Below are 16,474 nucleotides of genomic sequence, written 5' to 3'. Positions count from 1 at the left end.
CGCGAAGCAAAGGATTGCCACGTTCGCGGCGATAAACAGCGCGGGCACGAATATGTCTGCCGCAGTTCCTGTCTGCATCGCCTAGTTGCTGGTGTCGGAACCGGCAGATGTCTCTGTGCTTGCTGCAGGCGCCTGCACGCCATTGCCGGTTTCCTCACCGTCTGTGGCCAGAATGTAGAACACGCCGAAAAGGATCGCCGCGAAAGCTACAACCAGCAGCATCCCGCCAAGGGGACCGATGTGGCGTTTCTTTTGACGTTCCAAATTTGTTTCGGGTGCGGACATGCTGTCTCCTTGTCACTTGTTTCATTCGATAAACGCCCCCCGTCGTCGCGGGTTCCAAAAAAATGTCGCCGTCAGGAGATAAATTTTATCAGCGCCTCTTCGCCCCGCCGGAATCCATCCGCCGGCGTGCCGATCTTCGGCAGTTTCGCGCCATGGGTTCCCGCCTCCAACCGCGCAAGCTCCAGAACCTCGGGGTGGATATAGCTCTTTCGAGCGATGGCCGGCGTGTTGTGCAACCGCTCCGCCGCGGCCTCGGCCAGCGCCTTGATGCTGATCTCGTCCGAGCCCGCCGCCACCGCGAAGGCCGCCAGCGTCCCGTGCCAGGTGCGCAGAGTCTTCGCCGTGGCCTCGGTCTCGCACAATTCGTTCAGCTTTGCGTTCAGCTGGTCCGACGACACGCCCCGCGCCGTGCCCTCTTCGTCCAGCCACGACACCAGCGTCGGCCCCGGCAGGTCCTGGCAGGCCTCCATGACCTTGGCCAGTTTCCTGCCGCGCAGGGTCTTTTCCACCGGCTTGCCACCCTTGCCCTTGAAGGCCAGCGAAATCGCGTCGCCCTCGATGCTCAGGTGCCGCCGCTTCAGCGTGGTCGCCCCGTAGGTCCGGTTTTCCTCGGCATAGGCCCGTGATCCGGGCCGCAGCGCCGCGCGGTCGATCAACGCCAGCGCCGCCGCCACCGCGGTATCTTCGCTGCCCACTTCGCCCGAAAGATGATGATCGATCCATCGCCGCAGCCGCGGCAGGCTCTGGCCGAACGCACCAAGCCCCTCGAACTTGGTCTGCGACCGCTGCGCCGACCAGTCGGGGTGATACCTGTACTGCTTGCGCGTCCGCGCGTCACGCCCGGTGGCCAGCAGATGCGCATTCCCCATGGGTGCCATCCACACATCCGTATAGGCCGGCGGCACCGCCAGCGCCTGCAATTCGCGCCGCTTCTTCGGACAGTCGATCAGCGTGCCGTCGACATTGATGTACGAAAATCCCCGTCCACGCTTTTCCCGGCGAATGCCGGGGTTGCTGTCGGGGTAATAAACCAGCCGCTCTGCCACGGGCGATATCCTCCATCACTCAGATAAGAGGACGCGCCGATATCGATCCTGGTTCCACGTTGCCCAGCCGGGCAAGCTCAACTTCTTTGTGAACGACCAGCGCATCGTCCTGCCAGGTGGCCACCCCGGCCTCTCGCAGGCGCGTCAGCGTCTTGTTTGTATGCACCAGCGACAGGCCGACCGCATCCGCTAGGTCCTGCTGGCGATAGGGCAGCGGCACGCGACCATTTTCGATCAGCTCCAGCGCCTTCAGGCGCTGATAGAAACGGTAAAGCGCCCAGGCCACGCGGGCGATACCGTTCATCTGTCCCACCGTCACCAGCGCCTCGCCCAGCAACTGCTCTTCGCGTGCCGCCAAGTGTGTCAGGTCAAAGGCCCGTTGGGGTTGCGACTCGAACAACCGCCAGAAATCCGAGCGATTGAACACACACAGCTTCATCGCCGTGGTCGCCTCGACCGAATGCTGCATTTCGCCCATCACGCCGCTTTGCAACCCGACGAAATCGCCCGGCAGGACAAAGCCCACCACCTGCCGCCGCCCGTCCGGCATCGTCTTGTAACGGATGCCCATGCCGCTCAGCGCGGTGTAAAGCTGTGTCGAAGACGCGCCTTCGGCCAGGATCTCGGTGCCCTGCTCGGCGCGCAGTTCCCCGGTCTTGAAGCTCTTCATGAACTCAAGTTCTTCGGCCTTGATCGGCGCGAAAAGTTCCAGTTCCCTTAGCGGGCAAGTCCCGCAGTCGATCGCCATTTTCGGTATATGTCGCAGTTTAATGTCGGCGTCATGATTCTATGCAATGATTGACCCATACCGAGGGGGTAGTAAATGCAAAATGTTGCGCCGCGCGAGGACCTTGTTCTGGTTTCTTCGCGCAAAATTTTCGAAGCTGCAGATCTTGCGGACTTCGCCAAATCGCGTTCGCTCGGAGAGGTGATCGTCGAGAGCGATACCGAGCGCGCACAAGTGCTTTTGTCCGAAAACCACTTCTCTTTCGCCTTCATCGGCCTGCCCGATACCGAACGGCGCGGTACGCTGCTGTCGGCGCTGGCCGCCGGGCACACCCATATCGTGCTGGTCGACGACAACGGTGCGATCCCGGGATCGCCCGGCCTGCGGGTGCTGTCGCGCCCCTTCACCGACTCCGATCTGGAAGGCGCGATCCGGGGCAACGACGGCACGTCTGCCTGCGTCCACACCGCCAGCCAAACTTCGCCTGCCGCCTGAAATTCTTGGGAACCCGCCTGTCGCTTGGCTGTTTATGTCGCAGAAACGACATGAACAAAGGATCAAGCAAATGCTTCAATGGGCCCTTATTTTCCTGGTTGTTGCCTTGATCGCCGGCATCTTCGGATTTGGCGGCATCGCATCGGCCTCTGCCGGAATCGCACAGGTGCTGTTCGTCATCTTCCTGGTGCTGTTCGTTGTGGCGATGGTCGCCCGCGCCCTGAACGGCCGCACTCCCTGACCCGCCAACCGAACCGGCACCGCACATTCCGCACGGGGCTGACTGACATCGTCAGCCCCTTTCTGCGTCAAGCAGACCGCGCAGCACCTATCCAATAGAAAACGCCCCCATGCTCCGGCACGGGGGGCGTTGAACGCGATCGTCGGCAAAACGCCTCAGGCTTTCAGCGTCTCGGTCGACGAAAAGAACATGGCCTGACTGACAGCCGAACGCACTTGGTCCGACTGGTACGGTTTGGGGATCAGGAAGGCCGGCTCCGGCCCCTCGCCCGTCAGCAGACGCTCGGGGAAGGCGGTGATAAAGATCACCGGGATCTCCGGCGCATTTTCCATGATCCGGTTGACCGCATCGATGCCGCTCGACCCGTCGGCCAACTGGATGTCCGACAGAATAAGATCCGGCGTTTCGTCGTTGAACAGCTTCAGCGCATCGCTTTCCGTGCGCGCGATGCCCGTCACCCGGTGGCCCATGTCGCTCACGATACCTTCCAGGTCCATCGCGATGATCGCTTCATCCTCGATGATCATCACCCGTCCCGACAACACGCTCGACATTTCGTCGTAGGCGATATCGACCAGCGACCGCGCCTCGTCTTCGCTGACATCCATGATTATACCGACTTCGGAAAAACTGAATTCCTCGATCGTGTGCAACAGCAACGCCTCGCGCGTGTTCGTCGTCAGTTTGGCCAGATGCGCCTGGGCTTTCGCCTGCAATCCGGTGTCGTCGTCCGAGAACACCGCACCCGACGACGCCCAGATAGGCTGAAACACCTTGAAGAGTGCCGTCTTCGGGGAAATCGAGGTGTCGAACACGTCGCGGTCACTCAAAACGGCCTCGAGCGTCGCCATGGCGTATTGGTCGCCGCGCTCCTGCGACCCTGTCAAGGCGCGCGCGTACCGGCGAAGATAAGGCAAATTTGCACCGATTTTCTCGCTAAGATCATCGGACTTGTTTTCGGTCATTTGATTACTTCCGGTTTTTTTCTACTATCTTGGAACCCAACACGTTTGGACGCGTTTGGTTCCAGACACAGTGCACAGATGTCAAACACAGAGACAATAATGACCCGAGCAAAACGGACTTCAAGTGTGGAAAATACAATTGATGAAAATCTGAAGCGTGCGTTTGAAGATGTGGCCAGCGAACCGCTTCCCTCGCGTTTCACTGACCTTCTGGAACAACTCAAAACCAGTGGCACCGCCGATGGTGCCAATTCGGAATCGGACGACAATACATGAGCGATCCTCGCGACGAACTGGTTGAACACCTGGGCCCGATGCGGGCCTTCGCCATGAGTCTCACCCGCAATTCCGCGCTGGCCGATGACATGGTGCAGGACGCGCTCGTCAAGGCCTGGACCAATATCGACAAGTTCCAGCCCGGCACGAATATGCGCGCCTGGTTGTTCACGATCCTGCGCAACACCTACTATTCGCATCACCGCAAGGCGCGCCGCGAGGTGTCCGACACCGATGGCGAACTGGCCGCATCGCTGGCCAAAAAGCCCGATCACGATGGCCGTTTGCAAATGCGCGATTTCCACGTGGCCTTCGACAAGCTGCCCGACGAGCAGCGCGAGGCGCTGGTTCTCGTCGGTGCCGGTGGCTTCTCCTACGAGGAAGCCGCTGAAACATGCGGGGTTGCCGTCGGCACGATCAAAAGCCGCGTCAACCGTGCACGTGCGCGGCTGGTCGAACTGATGCATCTGGACGAGGATCAGGTACTCGAAACGACAGACGCGGTCACCGCGGGCATCGTATCGGCGAACAAAAGCGTTGCCTAAGAAGTCCAAAGCCCTGCTCGACGCATACGGAACGATGGTCAACCGACTGTCGTTTCGTCTTTTTGCGCTTATGGCTCTGGCGCTTTTTCCCTTGGGCGTCATCGCGGTCTACCAGACCGATCAGGTCCTGGACGAAACCGAGAACCTGCGCCTCAACGCGCTCTTCTTCGAAACCACCTCCGCCGCACGGGACGAACGCGAGCTGATCCAGCAAACGCTGGGCTCGGCCGAAGGGCTCGCGGCGCTGTCCATCCTCGATGACGCGCCCGCCTGCCGCGAGGTCATGCGCGAGTTCGCGGAAAGCAACGCGCATATCGCCTTTGCCGGATACACCAAGATGTCGGGCATGATGGAATGCAGCTCGGACAGCGACGAGGTACGGGATTTCAGCAAGCTGGAGCGTCTCCAGCGCGCGCTCAACGCCGACGGCCCCAGCGTCTATGTCGCGGCCCTCGGCTCGGTCACGCAACAGCCTGTTCTGGTCGTCAACCACCCGGTCTACATCGACCGCAGCCTTGCGGGCGTCGTGTCGCTCTCGGTTCCGCTGCGCATGACCTACCAGCCGCTCACCTCCCGCCGCTTTGATCACGAACTGCGCTTCGTCACCTTCACCCGCGACGGCCAGGTCGTTTCGGCCAGCGGCGGCCGCGAAAACGCCGAAGATATCCTGCCACGGCTCATCGCCCCCCAGGATCTCAACCGCCAAGTGGGCACCACCTTCACTGGCGTCAACGGGCTGGGCGAGGAACGCATCTATGCCGTGGCCAGCATCTTTCAGGATCAGGTCAGCGTCATCGCAAGCTGGCCCGCCCGCGCCTCTGCCTGGGGCGGCGGGGCGTTATCCTACTACGTGCTCAACCTGCTCTTTCCCCTGGCGATCTGGGCCGCCGGCCTGGCCTTCGCCTGGTACGAACTGCGCCGCGTCGTGATCCGCCATGTCCGCGACCTGCGCTCGGCCATGCGCCGCTTCGCCCTGGGTCAGCGCGACGGCTTCCCCCTGCGCCTGCAAAACCCGCCCGAGGAATTTGCCGAGGCCGAACGCGCCTTCAACCGCATGGCCATCATCATCGCCGAATCCGAGGCGCGGCAGGACAAGGATCTCAAGGACAAGGAAGTGCTGCTGAAAGAGGTGCACCACCGCGTCAAGAACAACCTGCAAATGATCGCCTCGATCATGAACATGCAACTGCGCAGCGCCAAGACGCCCGAGGCCAAGTTCATGCTGGCCAGCCTGCAACGGCGCGTCAACGGCCTCGCCATGCTGCACCGCACGCTGTACACCACGCCCGACCTTCTGACGATCGAGGCCAACGAGCTGCTCGAGGCGGTGGTCACCGACATCTCCACCATGATGACGGTGCCCGGCATCGAAATCGAGCGTGACATCGACACCCTGCCGCTCTACCCCGATCAGGCCGTGCCACTCTCGATGCTGCTGGCCGAGGCGCTGACCAACGCGCTGAAATATGCCGGTGCGGATCAGGGTGAAAAACCGTCGGTCAAGGTGACGCTGAAGGAACAGGACGACGGCCGCTACCGGCTTAGCGTCACCAACTCCAAGGGCCCCGTCAGGCCCCAGCCGATCCCCGATGTCGAAACCGTCAGCGGTCTGGGCACCAAGCTGATGCAGGCCTTCGTCAGCCAGCTTGAAGGCGAACAGCAAGTGACCGACGACGATACCCATTACGCTCTGCATGTCGTCTTCGAACGAAAGGATTTCGAGGCCCCCTCGTGACGCACGCTCAGGACGATCCAGACTTCCAGGTCATGATCACCGCGTCCGAGGCGTGGCCGGTCTTCGAGCGCGCCGTTCTTGCGGCCAGGTCCCATATCGTGGCCTCGTTCCGCATCTTCGACCTCACGACCCAGCTGCGCAGCCCAGAGGCCCGCGAAATCGGCGATACCTGGTTCGATCTTTTCGAGCATCTGCTCTGCCGCGGCGTCACGATCGATCTGACCGTCAGCGATTTCGATCCCGTCTTCGCCACCGAATTGCACCGCCTGACATGGCGCACCGTGCGGCAGGCGGCGGCACTGGCCGAAATCTCCGACTGTCCCATTCACAACCTGCGCATCCGCGCCGACCTGCACCCGGCCAAGGCCGGCCGCCTGCCCTGGCTGGCCTTCCTCCCCGCCGTGCTGCGCCGAAGGTCCAAGCGGCTGATGGCGCTCAACGACGACCAGAAACTGCGCGAAGCGGTGCGGCTTGACGACGGCACGCTGCCGGAACTGCACACCACCTCGCACCACCAGAAAATCGCCGTAATCGACGACGAAGTGCTCTATATCGGCGGGCTCGACCTGAACGAGCGGCGCTACGACACGCCCCAGCATGACCGCATCGCCGCGCATACCTGGTCGGACGTGCAACTGCTCATCCGCAACGGCCCCGAGGCGAAGGAGGCGGCGCACCACATCAAGACCTTCCTCACCAGCATCGAGGCCTGCCGCAAGCCCGCGCCGATGAAGCACATCCGCCGCACGCTCTCCGCGCCGCGCCCCACTCAGCTGCCCTACGTCTCGCCCAAGACGCTCCTGCACGAGATCGAAGAGGATCACATCCGCGCCTTCAAGCGGGCCAAGGACATGGTCTATATCGAGACGCAGTATCTGCGCGCCCGCGGCCTCGCCAAGCGTCTGGCCAAAGAGGGGCGTCGCCGCCCCGATCTGCACGCCATCATCATCCTGCCCGGTCTGCCCGACGAGGTCGCGTACTCCAGCGAGGTCGGCATCGACGCCCGCTTCGGCATGTCGCTCCAGCACGACGCGATCGAAATGGTGCGCGACAGCTTCGGCGACCGCGTCGTCGTCGCCACGCCTGTGCAACCCCGCTTCGCCGCGCGCGACACGATCCAGACGCTCTCTGGCTCGCCGCTCATCCACGTGCACAACAAGGTCCTCGTGCAGGACGACAGCTTTGCCCTGGTCGGTTCGGCCAACCTCAACGGCCGCTCGCTCTATTGGGATACAGAGGCCGCCGTGCGCATCACCGACCCCGCACGCATCGCCACCTTGCGCGAACGGCTGATGTCGCACTGGTGGTTCGACGACCTGCCGCCCGAGGCGCGGGCGCATGACACCATGTTTTCCTGGTGGTTCAAAAAGATTGCCGAGAACAGCGTCATGAACCCCGAGAACCGCCACGGCTTCCTCGTGCATCATGACAGCGCGCAATTGCGCGATACTTGGCTCAACCTGCCCGGCGTGACGGAAAACATCGTCTGATCCGCTGCGCACGCCGGAACTCCCGGCCGCTCCTCCGCGTTTATCTTGTACAGATGAGACAACCGGCCGCCCCACTGTCGGGACGGCTTAAATCCCTGATATGCTAGGAGAAATCGAGATGGACCAAGATCGCATCGAAGGCAACTGGACCCAGATCAAAGGCAAACTGCGCGAGATCTATGGCGACCTCAGCGACGACGACATCGAAGAAGCGCGCGGCGAGCGCGAGCAGATGATCGGCAAGCTGCAAGCCAAGGTCGGCAAGGACAAGGACGAAGTCCGCCGCGACGTCGACAACATCCTCGCCGGCTTCTAAACCGGTCCTCATACACGTCAAAGGGCGCCCTCGCGGCGCCCTTTTTCATGCGTTCTCCAACGCTGCGTCCACCTGCGCCCGCGCGTCGCGATAGGCCCCCGCCGCCGCGACCAGTGCGCTGAACAACAGCCGCTGGCGCCGCGCATAGAACAGGTGCTCGGGATGCCACTGCACCCCCACCGCAAACGGATCGGCCCGGCGCTCGATGGCCTGGATCATCCCGTGCGTGTCCCGCGCCGCCACCCGCAGCCCCGCGCCCAGCGCCTGCACCGCCTGGGTGTGCAGCGCGTTCACCCGCATCGGCGCGGGCCCGCAAATCCGTGCCAAATGCGTGTCCGCCACCACCTCGACATCGCGTTTGGGCAGGATGGTCTTGATCTTCTCGGCCTTGCCGAAGGTCTGCCAAGCGTTCTGGTCCAGCGTACCGCCAAAGGCCACGTTCATCATCTGCGCGCCACGGCAGATCCCCAGAACCGGAACGCCAAGCTCCAACGCCTCGGTGGCCAATCCCCGCTCCAGGTCGTCCCGCGCCCGGTCCAGCGTGGCAGACACGCCCAGCACACCACCGTACAGCTCCGGCCCCACATCGTCGCCGCCCCCGATGATCAGCCCGTCCACCGCACCCAGGTCCGCCGGCCGCCCCACGCCCCAGCGCACGGCTCGTGCCCCGGCCAGCCACAGGTTGAACCGCACCAGCGGAAAAATCCGCCACCCCGACCGCTGCGAGGTGGTCACCGCGATCACCGGCCGGCTCATCGCCTGTCACTGCCCAGGATGTCGCTCGCGATCCTCACCCACGCGCTTTCCCGGCGCAGCACCCCGCCCGAGCGCGCATGATCCTGCCACGCCTCCTCCAGCGCCTCCAACTGCGCGCTCGCGGCCACTTCCTCGACCAGCCGCCACATCTCCCACGGCTCCTGCAACGACCAGCCTGTCTCGTTGATCCGGCTGTCGGGCAGGCGAAAGTGAAACGCCGGGCGCGCCTTGGTGCTGTGCTCGTCGGGATAACTCGCCTCGAACAACCGCGGCAGCGCGTGTTTCATCAGCGGCAGCAGATCCAGAGCGTGATTGCGCGTGCGCACATGCGGATCCATCAGGTCCAGCAGCAGTTCCAGCCGGTCCGGTTTCTCCGCGACCAGCTCATCGACCAGCGCCCGCGGCCACGCGTTGACGAACGGCAGCACGCGGCGCGTCATGTCGATGCCGTTCTCGGCCCGCAAGACCGGATCCAGCAAACCAAAGGCCCGCACCGTGCGCAACGTGTGCGGATCGGCGGGCGCGACCACCTCGACATTCAGATGCACGCCGAATCCCAGGAACACCCCGTTGCGCGACCCGCTTGCCCCGGCCTCGCGCAGCGCCGGGATCGCCTTGTCGAACTGCGCCACCTTCTCGGGTGTCAGCGGTTCTGTCACGATCTCGACCGGCACCAGCCCGCGCAACAGATCTTTGACTTGCACCCCGGCCAGCCCGCCGCTCTTTTTCTTGCCAAGGGTCGTGTCCAGCTCGATCTCCAGATCGCCCAGCGCACTGTCCCGCACGAACAACAGGTGCGGATCCGCATCATCCAGGTCTCCGCCGAACTGCTCTTGCAGGATCGACGCCGCACGGCGCTCGCACAGGCCCGAGAACTCCACCTCGATCCCGGTGCGCCGCACGGCGCCCTTGGCATTGGTCTCTACCGGTAATGGCGCGAACAGATGTGTGTCAGCATCCTGCCATGTCATGCAACCTGATCCATCTAGTATTCAGAGGCGGTCCCGCGCTTGGATTGAGCCGAAACGAGAGCATAGGCCCAGACGACCACCGGCAGGGCGACGATACCCCCAAGCGGTCCCCAAAGCCACAGTCCAAATACGATGGAAAGAAAGACGACCAGCGGATTGACCTTCAGCCGCTTGCCGACCAGCGCAGGCGTCACGAATTGCGCCTCGATCGCGTTCAGCATCAGGAAAGACACCGGCGCGACCAGCGCATAGGCCGAGTTGAACGCCAAAAGCCCGGCCAGCAACAGCGAGAACACGATTGTCAGCGGACCGAGATAGAGAACGAAGTTGGCTATGAACGCCGCCGCCCCCCACAACATCGGGCTGGGCAGCCCGATCAGCACCAGCACGCAGAACAGCGAGACGCCAAGCCCCAAGTTGATCAGCGTGATGGTCACGAAATAATGCGACACCGCGCGATCCGCCTGCTTCAGCGCCACCCGATACTGTGGGATGGCGCCGTAGATATCGTCGCGCGTCATCAGGAAAAAGAACAATGTCCCCGCGAAGATCAGCAATTGCCCAAACAGGTTCGGCGCCAGCCACAGCGCCTCGGCCACCGACGGGATCGCCTCTTCGACGGCGTTCTCGCCGCCTTGGGAAATGGTGCGCTCCACATCGAAATTGATGCCGCCGATGCTGCGCAACATGAACGTCAGCTCGTTCATCCAGCCGCGAAACTGCTGCTGAATGCGCGGCACCTGGTCGATCAGCGCCGACAGCAACGGCCCCAGCGCCACGATCAGCAGAAAGATGACCACGGCCCCGAAAATCAGCGCGAAAGCCGCACTGACGGATCTGGGCACACCAAGAGAGTCCAGCCGGCTGACCACCGGCGACAAAACGACGCCCAAGACAAGGGCGAACGTCGCCGGAGCAAAGAGGTTCTGGGCCTCTTTTGCCGCGGCGACGACTGCGATGAATGTCAAGGTGATAAGGCAGGCCCTTACCAGCTTCGACGGGGCGTGATCTACCACCTTGGGTCTTTACCTTTATTTAGCCGGCTTTGGAGTGAAACTGTTCGGTGCCAGCACGGACCGCTTCGTTGACCGCAGCCTTGCCTCTGGTTTCCAGTTCAGAGATTTCCGCCGACAGGCGTTCTTCGGCGGCGCGCAGAAACGCATCCCGACGCGCACCCAAAAGTTCGGCCTCGCGCCGCGTGCTGGGCAGCATCGCGCCCAACAGCCCACCGACACCGGCGGCGACCAGCCCGGTCACCAGCGGTTGTGCGTTATGCGTGTCCACAGCCGACTTGGCCGCCCCGCGGGCATAGCGTTCGGCCGCTTCCTGCGCGTCCACGGCCTTCAGCCGCAGCGAGATCACGCGATCCCGCGCTTCCGGTCCCAGCCGCTCCAGCCCGCTGTAAAGCTTCTTGCGCATCCGCGACGCCGAGGCCGAAACGCGGCCCGCCGCGATCTGCGTGCGCTTGGCGTTGCGCTCGGCGGCGCGGGCAATGCGCTCATCCTGGCTCAACCCGGTCGAGCTGCGTCCCACGTTGGAAAACGCGCCCTTCTGGTGTGCCGCGCCACCGGCCAGCAGGATTGCGGCGCCGATGCCGACAAGCGCCAGGCCGACGGGATTGTCCTTGGCCGATTGCGTGATGCTGCTCGCCGCACTCCGGCCAAACTCCGCGGCGTCGTCGATGGCCTGACGGCCAAGGCGACCGGGGTTCACACTTTCGGCGAAATCCTCCAGCGCATCGGCCAGTCCGGCGCGGTGCTGTTTCGCGTCATTCTCAAGCTTTTCCATAGACTTCGCGGTCATCATGACTCTCCTCGAATAATGCTATATCTGATTTCAGGCTTTCGATCGTGCGCCGGGGCATCATCGCCCGCGCCGAAAGGCACCGCATTCCCACCGCGCCCAGAATGATCGTCAGCACGACGAACACGCCGAACACGATGGCTGCAGCGGCGCCCAGCCCAAGGCCCATATCCGCCAGTGCCAGCACGGCCACCACGCCCAGCGCGTGAACACTGACCAGCGCGAACAACAATGCAGCGGCGATCAGGATCAGCCCGGCCTTGGCCGACCGCAGATTCTGGCGCAGCTCCCGCTGCGCCAGGTCGGCATGGGCGGCCAGCAGGCCCCGCGCTTCGCGCAGGATGCGGGCCACAACCACGCCGAACGGTGGTTTGGGCGCGTCTTTCATCAGTCGTGCGTCCCCGCGCGCGGAGCTTCGGGCAGGTAGCCCGACCAGACGTCATCGTCTGCCGCGATCAGCTCGGGGCCATCATCCGACGGCGCGCTGGCGCTCAGGAACCGTGCCGCGGCAAACCCGGCCAAAGCGGCACCGCCCAGAAACAGCAGCGGGTTGCGGCGGGCAAATGCCGACACGTCCTCGACCATGTCCGGCAGCGACCGCTCGCGCAGACGATTGGTCGCGTCCTCAACGGCTTCGCCGGCTTGCGTCAGGAACGAATTGACGGCGTCATATTCTTCGAACTCGCCTGCCGCCTTCTTGGCAGCGCTCGAGATCGTATCCCCGTGCTCGGCCACGTCGTCGCGAAACTCCGCCGCGCGGGCCTCGGCTTCCTTGGTGACGGCTTCACGGCCTTCGTCCACCATTTCCTTCGCTTTGGTCTTGGCGCTCATTTTCGGTCTCCTCACAAATATGTGACGCATTGCGATCTGTATTGCCTGTTCAACGCAATCGCGCGTCAGAGGTTCCGATGCGGCAGCAATATCTTTGGCCGCACCTGATCCGTGCCGCGGACCATCCAAGACATGGTAAGTAACGAAAAAACCGGGGCGCATGGCACCCCGGTTCATACTCGTCACGTCACAACTGGCGTTAGCCGCGGTTGATCGCGTCCGCGATGCGGTCACGCAGGTAGTCCAGCGAGAACGCATACTCAAGCGCTTTGCCCTGGTTCGTCGTTTGCAACGACTTCACCTGAATGCCGACGGTCGGCACCTGGTATCCGCCTGCGGGGTCAAGGTCGACGAACACCAGACCGCCCATTTCACCGCTGTCTTCGGTATAGGACACGGTACCCACCGGGTCACCCGTCACGGTGTAGATCATGGCGCCGGGCTCCGCGATCTTCAGGATGTTCTCGGCCTCGGTGTTTTCCGAGCCAGTTTCGTCCTGTGCGACTTCGTCGTCCTGACCTTCATCGGCCGAGCCGGACGTCTGGTTTGCGATCACGACGATGTCGTCGCCATCTTCGGAATAGGTTTTCGCTTTGACTTCGGTGTCACCGTCTTCGACTTCGGCGGCGTTTTCCAAAACCTGGCCTTTGTTGGTCAGGTCTGCGTCCACGGCGGACTCGGACTGCGCATAGGCGGCAAGAGCGCCTGCGGTCGAGAATGCGGCTGCGAGTGCAATCGTACGGTTAAACATAGTAATCTCCTTCGCTAGTGCAGCACCGTGCTGCGATCTGGGATAAGAACCACGTGCCCCCGTCCAGGTTCCCAAAAATTTCTTGCATGGATGATTTTGTCCGATCGGTCACGGTGAACACCACTGCGAGTGCTTGACTCAAAAACCCCCTAAACCTCTATAAAAAATAAATATTTTCTTCACCCCCAAGCAAAATCTCATGCATCTTCCTCACTGCCGAAAACAATATCGTGAACCGTCGCAACAGCCGCAGACGCACCGCCCCGCGCGCAATTGTGCGTCTTTTTGCCGAGCTTGGCGGTGTCATTCCCCGACGCTCCGGGCTAACCTGCGCGCCGCATCATCTCGAACGGAACCCGATCATGCACGCCTACCTCTCCACGGCCCAGTCCGACCACGCGCCGCAAACGTTCCTGCATCAGGGCGTGTTGAAACCCTCGCCCGAGGCGCCCGAACGCATCGGTATCCTCAAGGACGCAGCCCAAGCCGCGGGTTGCAGTTTCACCGCTCCGCCCGACGCCGGCCTCGCCCCCATCGCCGCGGTCCACAGTTCCGAATACATCACCTTTTTGCGCACGATCCACGCCCGCTGGTCGGCCCTCGACGGCGCCGCGCCCGAGGTCGTTCCCAACATCCATCCCCGCGCGCGCGCCGACAGCTACCCCAGCTCGCCCGTCGGCCAGGCCGGCTATCACCAGGCCGACACCGCCTGCCCCATCGGCCCGCACACCTGGAACGCGGCCTACGCCTCGGCCCAATCCGCCATCGCCGCCGCCGACGCGGTGACGTCCGGCGCGCCGCACGCCTACGCGCTCTGCCGCCCGCCCGGGCACCATGCCTACACCGACCAGGCCGGCGGCTTCTGTTTCCTCAACAACTCCGCCATCGCCGCCCAGCGCCTGCTCGCTGCGGGCCACCGCCCCGCCATTCTGGATATCGACGTGCACCACGGCAACGGCACCCAGGGTATATTCTATGACCGCGCCGACGTGCTCACCGTCTCGATCCACGCCGACCCCGCCGATTTCTACCCGTTCTTTTGGGGCCACGCGCAGGAACGCGGGGCCGGCCCCGGCCTCGGCGCCAATCTCAACCTGCCCCTGCCGCGCCTGACCGGCGACGAAGGCTATGCCCCTGCCCTCGACGCGGCCCTCGCCCGCATCTCGGATTTCGGCACCACCGCGCTGGTCGTGGCCCTCGGCCTCGACGCCCACGAAGCAGACCCTTTCAAGGGCCTCGCCCTCACCACCCCCGGCTTCACCCGCATCGCCCGCACCCTTACCGGCACCGGCCTGCCTCTCGTGCTGGTACAGGAAGGCGGCTATGTCTCCGACCACCTGGGCACGAACCTATCGGCCTTCCTGTCGGGCCTCTGACACCTGTCACAAAACCATCAAACTCCCCCGCTAGACCCGACCGAACCGCCACGAGGGACCGCTTTCATGACCCGTTTCACCGCCGCCGTGTTCGACTGGGCCGGCACCACCGTCGATTTCGGCTCCTTCGCGCCCATGGGGGTTTTCGTCGAGGCTTTCGCCCAGTTCGGCATCACCGCCACGATCGCACAGGCCCGCGCCCCGATGGGCGCGCCCAAGTGGGACCACATTCGCACGATGCTCGACATGCCAGACCTCGCCCGCCAATGGCAGGATCAGTATGGCCGCGCCCCCACGGACGCTAATGTCGATGAGGTCTACAAAGTCTTCGTGCCGATGAACGAGAAGGTGGCGGCCGACTACGCCACCCTCGTCCCCGGCTGCGCCGACGCCATTGCCGAGCTGCGCCAGATGGGCCTCAGGATCGGCTCCACCACCGGCTACACCCGCTCGATCATGACCCACGTCCTGCCCGTCGCCGCCGCACAGGGCTACGCTCCCGACAACCTGGTGTGCTCCGACGACCTGCCCGAGGGCCGCCCCGGCCCGCTTGGTATGTACAAATGCATGATCGACCTTGTCGCCTATCCGCCCGAGACGATCCTCAAGGTCGACGACACCCCCCCCGGGATTAAGGAAGGCGTCGCCGCAGGCTGCGTCACCGTGGGCGTCGCCCTCTCCGGCAACGCGGTCGGCAAGACGCCCGAGGAACTGGCCGCGCTCACCGAGGCCGAAATCGCGCCGCTGCGCGCCCACGCAACCGCGATCCTAAAAGGCGCCGGCGCCGACCACGTCATCGACACCGTGGCCGACCTACCCGCGCTTGTCCGCCGTCTCGGTCACGTCTAGCCACCCGTGATAGCGCAATATCGGCGCGCGCGCCCAAGGCAGCCCGATGGAGATCTCGAAGAGGTATCGCCCCGTCTCCGGACGCTCGCGCGCCGCGACCTTCGGCGCGATCCACCCCGGCACCGGCAGCCCCAGACACCGGAACCGCCAATCCACCAGATCAAGCCCGCCGTCCGCCGGCACCAGCCGGCTCATCGCCACCATCGCGCCCAACTGCTCGGCCAGCCTGCCCTCGGGCGTGGCCCATTGCACCGTCTCCATCACCTGACCGTCCATGCGTCGCGTCCAGACGTCCCTGTCGCCGCGCCCGCGCTTTTCTAACCGCAACTCGACATCCCGCACCGCCAGCAGAAACCCCGCCATCCGCAGGCCTGCCCGCAGCACCGGGTTGCGCGTGACCTCAACCGTGATCCGCCCGTGAAACACCCCGTCGCCCGCGTGCAGCGCCCGACACTCCGGCGCCAGCGCCGCCATCCCGCGCTCGCCCAGCAGCCGCCCATAGACCGTCACTGCAAAAGCCGCCTCTGTACCTCGGGATCCGGCAAAGCACACAAATCCCCATGTCCGAACACGGCATACCGGTTCCGCGCGATCCGCGCATAGATCCAGTCGCGCAAGCCCACTGGCAGGACCCAGACCAGCCGCGCGGGCGCATAGGCCCAATGCAGCCGCGGAAACAGCATCGCCATCCCCTCCAGCGACCCCCGCGCCCGTCCGTTCTCGATCATCAGCCAGGACGCCGGGTCGTCCGCATCCAGCCTGTAATGCATCAACAGCGCCCGCCCCAGCGTGCCCTGCATCGGCGCAATTCGCACAAGGTCCTCCGTGTCCAATCGCGCAATACGTCGCGCCGCGCGCGAACACAGCGCGCATTCGGCATCCATCACCACGACGATGCGGCTGTCATCGAACTCCGGCACCGCCGGGTCATCGCGAAAGGAATAGGGCGGACGCGCTTCGGGCTGCATCACGCCACCGCCGCCGGATCATGGCGCGGGCAGGTCTTCACTGTTCCA

General features: G+C 63.9%; 22 protein-coding genes. 9 read left to right on the top strand and 13 right to left on the bottom strand.

What is annotated here, in order from left to right; all coding sequences use genetic code 11:
• Positions 1-81 precede the first annotated feature (81 nt).
• From XM53_RS09210 to XM53_RS09200, 3 genes are all read right to left on the bottom strand, one after another.
• Positions 82-285, bottom strand: coding sequence for a hypothetical protein (locus XM53_RS09210; protein WP_057792569.1), 204 nt, complete (start codon positions 283-285; stop codon positions 82-84).
• Positions 286-356: 71 nt separating this feature from the next.
• On the bottom strand, positions 357-1,331 hold the full coding sequence (locus XM53_RS09205) for a DNA topoisomerase IB (protein WP_236544452.1): 975 nt from the start codon (positions 1,329-1,331) through the stop codon (positions 357-359).
• Positions 1,332-1,350: 19 nt separating this feature from the next.
• Complete coding sequence (locus XM53_RS09200) at positions 1,351-2,001, bottom strand: Crp/Fnr family transcriptional regulator (protein WP_328586667.1); 651 nt, start codon at positions 1,999-2,001, stop codon at positions 1,351-1,353.
• A 153-nt stretch (positions 2,002-2,154) separates the two neighbouring features.
• On the opposite strand from XM53_RS09200, the gene XM53_RS09195 reads away from it, so the two are divergent.
• Together XM53_RS09195 and XM53_RS22440 are read left to right on the top strand one after the other, a co-directional pair.
• Complete coding sequence (locus XM53_RS09195; RefSeq protein ID WP_057792564.1) at positions 2,155-2,553, top strand: hypothetical protein; 399 nt, start codon at positions 2,155-2,157, stop codon at positions 2,551-2,553.
• Positions 2,554-2,623: 70 nt separating this feature from the next.
• Positions 2,624-2,794, top strand: a complete 171-nt coding sequence (locus XM53_RS22440; protein WP_082630868.1) for a DUF1328 domain-containing protein — start codon at positions 2,624-2,626, stop codon at positions 2,792-2,794.
• 155 nt (positions 2,795-2,949) lie between these two features.
• On the opposite strand, the gene XM53_RS09190 is transcribed toward XM53_RS22440, so the two are convergent.
• Positions 2,950-3,759 (bottom strand): response regulator, encoded by an 810-nt coding sequence (locus tag XM53_RS09190; RefSeq protein WP_057792562.1) that lies wholly within the window; start codon positions 3,757-3,759, stop codon positions 2,950-2,952.
• A gap of 99 nt (positions 3,760-3,858) precedes the next feature.
• On the opposite strand from XM53_RS09190, the gene XM53_RS23420 reads away from it, so the two are divergent.
• The 5 genes from XM53_RS23420 to XM53_RS09170 all read left to right on the top strand — a co-directional run bounded on the left by XM53_RS23420 (position 3,859) and on the right by XM53_RS09170 (position 8,121).
• A complete protein-coding gene (locus tag XM53_RS23420; RefSeq protein ID WP_160321380.1) occupies positions 3,859-4,035 on the top strand; it encodes a NepR family anti-sigma factor in 177 nt (58 codons plus the stop codon).
• Positions 4,032-4,580, top strand: coding sequence for an RNA polymerase sigma factor (locus XM53_RS09185; protein WP_057792560.1), 549 nt, complete (start codon positions 4,032-4,034; stop codon positions 4,578-4,580). Before XM53_RS23420 ends, XM53_RS09185 begins: the two co-directional genes overlap by 4 nt.
• Positions 4,581-4,614: 34 nt before the next feature.
• Positions 4,615-6,315 carry a sensor histidine kinase gene (locus XM53_RS09180; RefSeq protein ID WP_057792558.1) on the top strand — a complete coding sequence of 567 codons (1,701 nt, stop codon included), beginning with the start codon at positions 4,615-4,617 and terminating at the stop codon, positions 6,313-6,315.
• Positions 6,312-7,805 carry a phospholipase D family protein gene (locus XM53_RS09175; protein WP_328586666.1) on the top strand — a complete coding sequence of 498 codons (1,494 nt, stop codon included), beginning with the start codon at positions 6,312-6,314 and terminating at the stop codon, positions 7,803-7,805. Before XM53_RS09180 ends, XM53_RS09175 begins: the two co-directional genes overlap by 4 nt.
• Before the next feature lie 118 nt (positions 7,806-7,923).
• Entirely contained in the window at positions 7,924-8,121 is a 198-nt protein-coding gene (locus XM53_RS09170; RefSeq protein WP_057792556.1) for a CsbD family protein, read from the top strand.
• A gap of 45 nt (positions 8,122-8,166) precedes the next feature.
• Here the strand turns inward: XM53_RS09170 and XM53_RS09165 are convergent, their stop codons facing one another.
• The 7 genes from XM53_RS09165 to XM53_RS09135 form a co-directional block, all read right to left on the bottom strand.
• A complete protein-coding gene (locus tag XM53_RS09165; RefSeq protein ID WP_057792554.1) occupies positions 8,167-8,877 on the bottom strand; it encodes a gamma-glutamyl-gamma-aminobutyrate hydrolase family protein in 711 nt (236 codons plus the stop codon).
• The gene (locus XM53_RS09160) at positions 8,874-9,848 is read right to left on the bottom strand and encodes an amidoligase family protein (protein WP_057792552.1); all 975 of its coding nucleotides are present in this window, start codon (positions 9,846-9,848) and stop codon (positions 8,874-8,876) included. Before XM53_RS09160 ends, XM53_RS09165 begins: the two co-directional genes overlap by 4 nt.
• A gap of 14 nt (positions 9,849-9,862) precedes the next feature.
• The gene (locus XM53_RS09155) at positions 9,863-10,864 is read right to left on the bottom strand and encodes an AI-2E family transporter (protein ID WP_057792550.1); all 1,002 of its coding nucleotides are present in this window, start codon (positions 10,862-10,864) and stop codon (positions 9,863-9,865) included.
• A 19-nt stretch (positions 10,865-10,883) separates the two neighbouring features.
• A complete protein-coding gene (locus tag XM53_RS09150) occupies positions 10,884-11,651 on the bottom strand; it encodes a hypothetical protein (RefSeq protein ID WP_144435499.1) in 768 nt (255 codons plus the stop codon).
• Complete coding sequence (locus XM53_RS09145) at positions 11,623-12,039, bottom strand: phage holin family protein (protein ID WP_057792546.1); 417 nt, start codon at positions 12,037-12,039, stop codon at positions 11,623-11,625. Before XM53_RS09145 ends, XM53_RS09150 begins: the two co-directional genes overlap by 29 nt.
• Entirely contained in the window at positions 12,039-12,482 is a 444-nt protein-coding gene (locus XM53_RS09140) for a hypothetical protein (protein ID WP_057792544.1), read from the bottom strand. The genes XM53_RS09145 and XM53_RS09140 overlap by 1 nt, the downstream gene beginning before the upstream one ends.
• Positions 12,483-12,681: 199 nt before the next feature.
• On the bottom strand, positions 12,682-13,233 hold the full coding sequence (locus XM53_RS09135; protein WP_057792542.1) for a hypothetical protein: 552 nt from the start codon (positions 13,231-13,233) through the stop codon (positions 12,682-12,684).
• Positions 13,234-13,595: 362 nt separating this feature from the next.
• Here XM53_RS09135 and XM53_RS09130 point away from each other — a divergent pair, with 362 nt between their 5' ends.
• Together XM53_RS09130 and phnX are read left to right on the top strand one after the other, a co-directional pair.
• Positions 13,596-14,609: a histone deacetylase family protein gene (locus XM53_RS09130; RefSeq protein ID WP_057792540.1), complete on the top strand. Its 1,014-nt coding sequence runs from the start codon at positions 13,596-13,598 to the stop codon at positions 14,607-14,609.
• Positions 14,610-14,675: 66 nt separating this feature from the next.
• Positions 14,676-15,458, top strand: coding sequence for a phosphonoacetaldehyde hydrolase (phnX, locus tag XM53_RS09125; protein ID WP_057792538.1), 783 nt, complete (start codon positions 14,676-14,678; stop codon positions 15,456-15,458).
• Here the strand turns inward: phnX and XM53_RS09120 are convergent.
• On the bottom strand, positions 15,423-15,968 hold the full coding sequence (locus XM53_RS09120) for a DUF4166 domain-containing protein (RefSeq protein WP_057792536.1): 546 nt from the start codon (positions 15,966-15,968) through the stop codon (positions 15,423-15,425). The two genes, phnX and XM53_RS09120, sit on opposite strands and share 36 nt — an antisense overlap.
• On the bottom strand, positions 15,965-16,426 hold the full coding sequence (locus XM53_RS09115) for a thiol-disulfide oxidoreductase DCC family protein (protein ID WP_057792534.1): 462 nt from the start codon (positions 16,424-16,426) through the stop codon (positions 15,965-15,967). Before XM53_RS09115 ends, XM53_RS09120 begins: the two co-directional genes overlap by 4 nt.
• Between the last annotated feature and the right edge of the window lie 48 nt (positions 16,427-16,474).

The sequence above is a fragment of the Roseovarius atlanticus genome (assembly GCF_001441615.1).
Taxonomy (GTDB): Bacteria; Pseudomonadota; Alphaproteobacteria; order Rhodobacterales; family Rhodobacteraceae; genus Roseovarius; species Roseovarius atlanticus.
This window is presented reverse-complemented; position numbering and strand designations above follow the sequence as displayed.

Coding starts and splice junctions, on each gene's coding strand:
- XM53_RS09210 (WP_057792569.1), bottom strand. CDS start 285: ATGTCCGCACCCGAAACAAATTTGGAACGTCAAAAGAAACGCCACATC.
- XM53_RS09200 (WP_328586667.1), bottom strand. CDS start 2,001: ATGAAGAGCTTCAAGACCGGGGAACTGCGCGCCGAGCAGGGCACCGAG.
- XM53_RS09195 (WP_057792564.1), top strand. CDS start 2,155: ATGCAAAATGTTGCGCCGCGCGAGGACCTTGTTCTGGTTTCTTCGCGC.
- XM53_RS22440 (WP_082630868.1), top strand. CDS start 2,624: ATGCTTCAATGGGCCCTTATTTTCCTGGTTGTTGCCTTGATCGCCGGC.
- XM53_RS09190 (WP_057792562.1), bottom strand. CDS start 3,759: ATGACCGAAAACAAGTCCGATGATCTTAGCGAGAAAATCGGTGCAAAT.
- XM53_RS23420 (WP_160321380.1), top strand. CDS start 3,859: ATGACCCGAGCAAAACGGACTTCAAGTGTGGAAAATACAATTGATGAA.
- XM53_RS09185 (WP_057792560.1), top strand. CDS start 4,032: ATGAGCGATCCTCGCGACGAACTGGTTGAACACCTGGGCCCGATGCGG.
- XM53_RS09180 (WP_057792558.1), top strand. CDS start 4,615: ATGGTCAACCGACTGTCGTTTCGTCTTTTTGCGCTTATGGCTCTGGCG.
- XM53_RS09170 (WP_057792556.1), top strand. CDS start 7,924: ATGGACCAAGATCGCATCGAAGGCAACTGGACCCAGATCAAAGGCAAA.
- XM53_RS09165 (WP_057792554.1), bottom strand. CDS start 8,877: ATGAGCCGGCCGGTGATCGCGGTGACCACCTCGCAGCGGTCGGGGTGG.
- XM53_RS09160 (WP_057792552.1), bottom strand. CDS start 9,848: ATGACATGGCAGGATGCTGACACACATCTGTTCGCGCCATTACCGGTA.
- XM53_RS09150 (WP_144435499.1), bottom strand. CDS start 11,651: ATGACCGCGAAGTCTATGGAAAAGCTTGAGAATGACGCGAAACAGCAC.
- XM53_RS09145 (WP_057792546.1), bottom strand. CDS start 12,039: ATGAAAGACGCGCCCAAACCACCGTTCGGCGTGGTTGTGGCCCGCATC.
- XM53_RS09140 (WP_057792544.1), bottom strand. CDS start 12,482: ATGAGCGCCAAGACCAAAGCGAAGGAAATGGTGGACGAAGGCCGTGAA.
- XM53_RS09135 (WP_057792542.1), bottom strand. CDS start 13,233: ATGTTTAACCGTACGATTGCACTCGCAGCCGCATTCTCGACCGCAGGC.
- XM53_RS09130 (WP_057792540.1), top strand. CDS start 13,596: ATGCACGCCTACCTCTCCACGGCCCAGTCCGACCACGCGCCGCAAACG.
- phnX (WP_057792538.1), top strand. CDS start 14,676: ATGACCCGTTTCACCGCCGCCGTGTTCGACTGGGCCGGCACCACCGTC.
- XM53_RS09115 (WP_057792534.1), bottom strand. CDS start 16,426: ATGCAGCCCGAAGCGCGTCCGCCCTATTCCTTTCGCGATGACCCGGCG.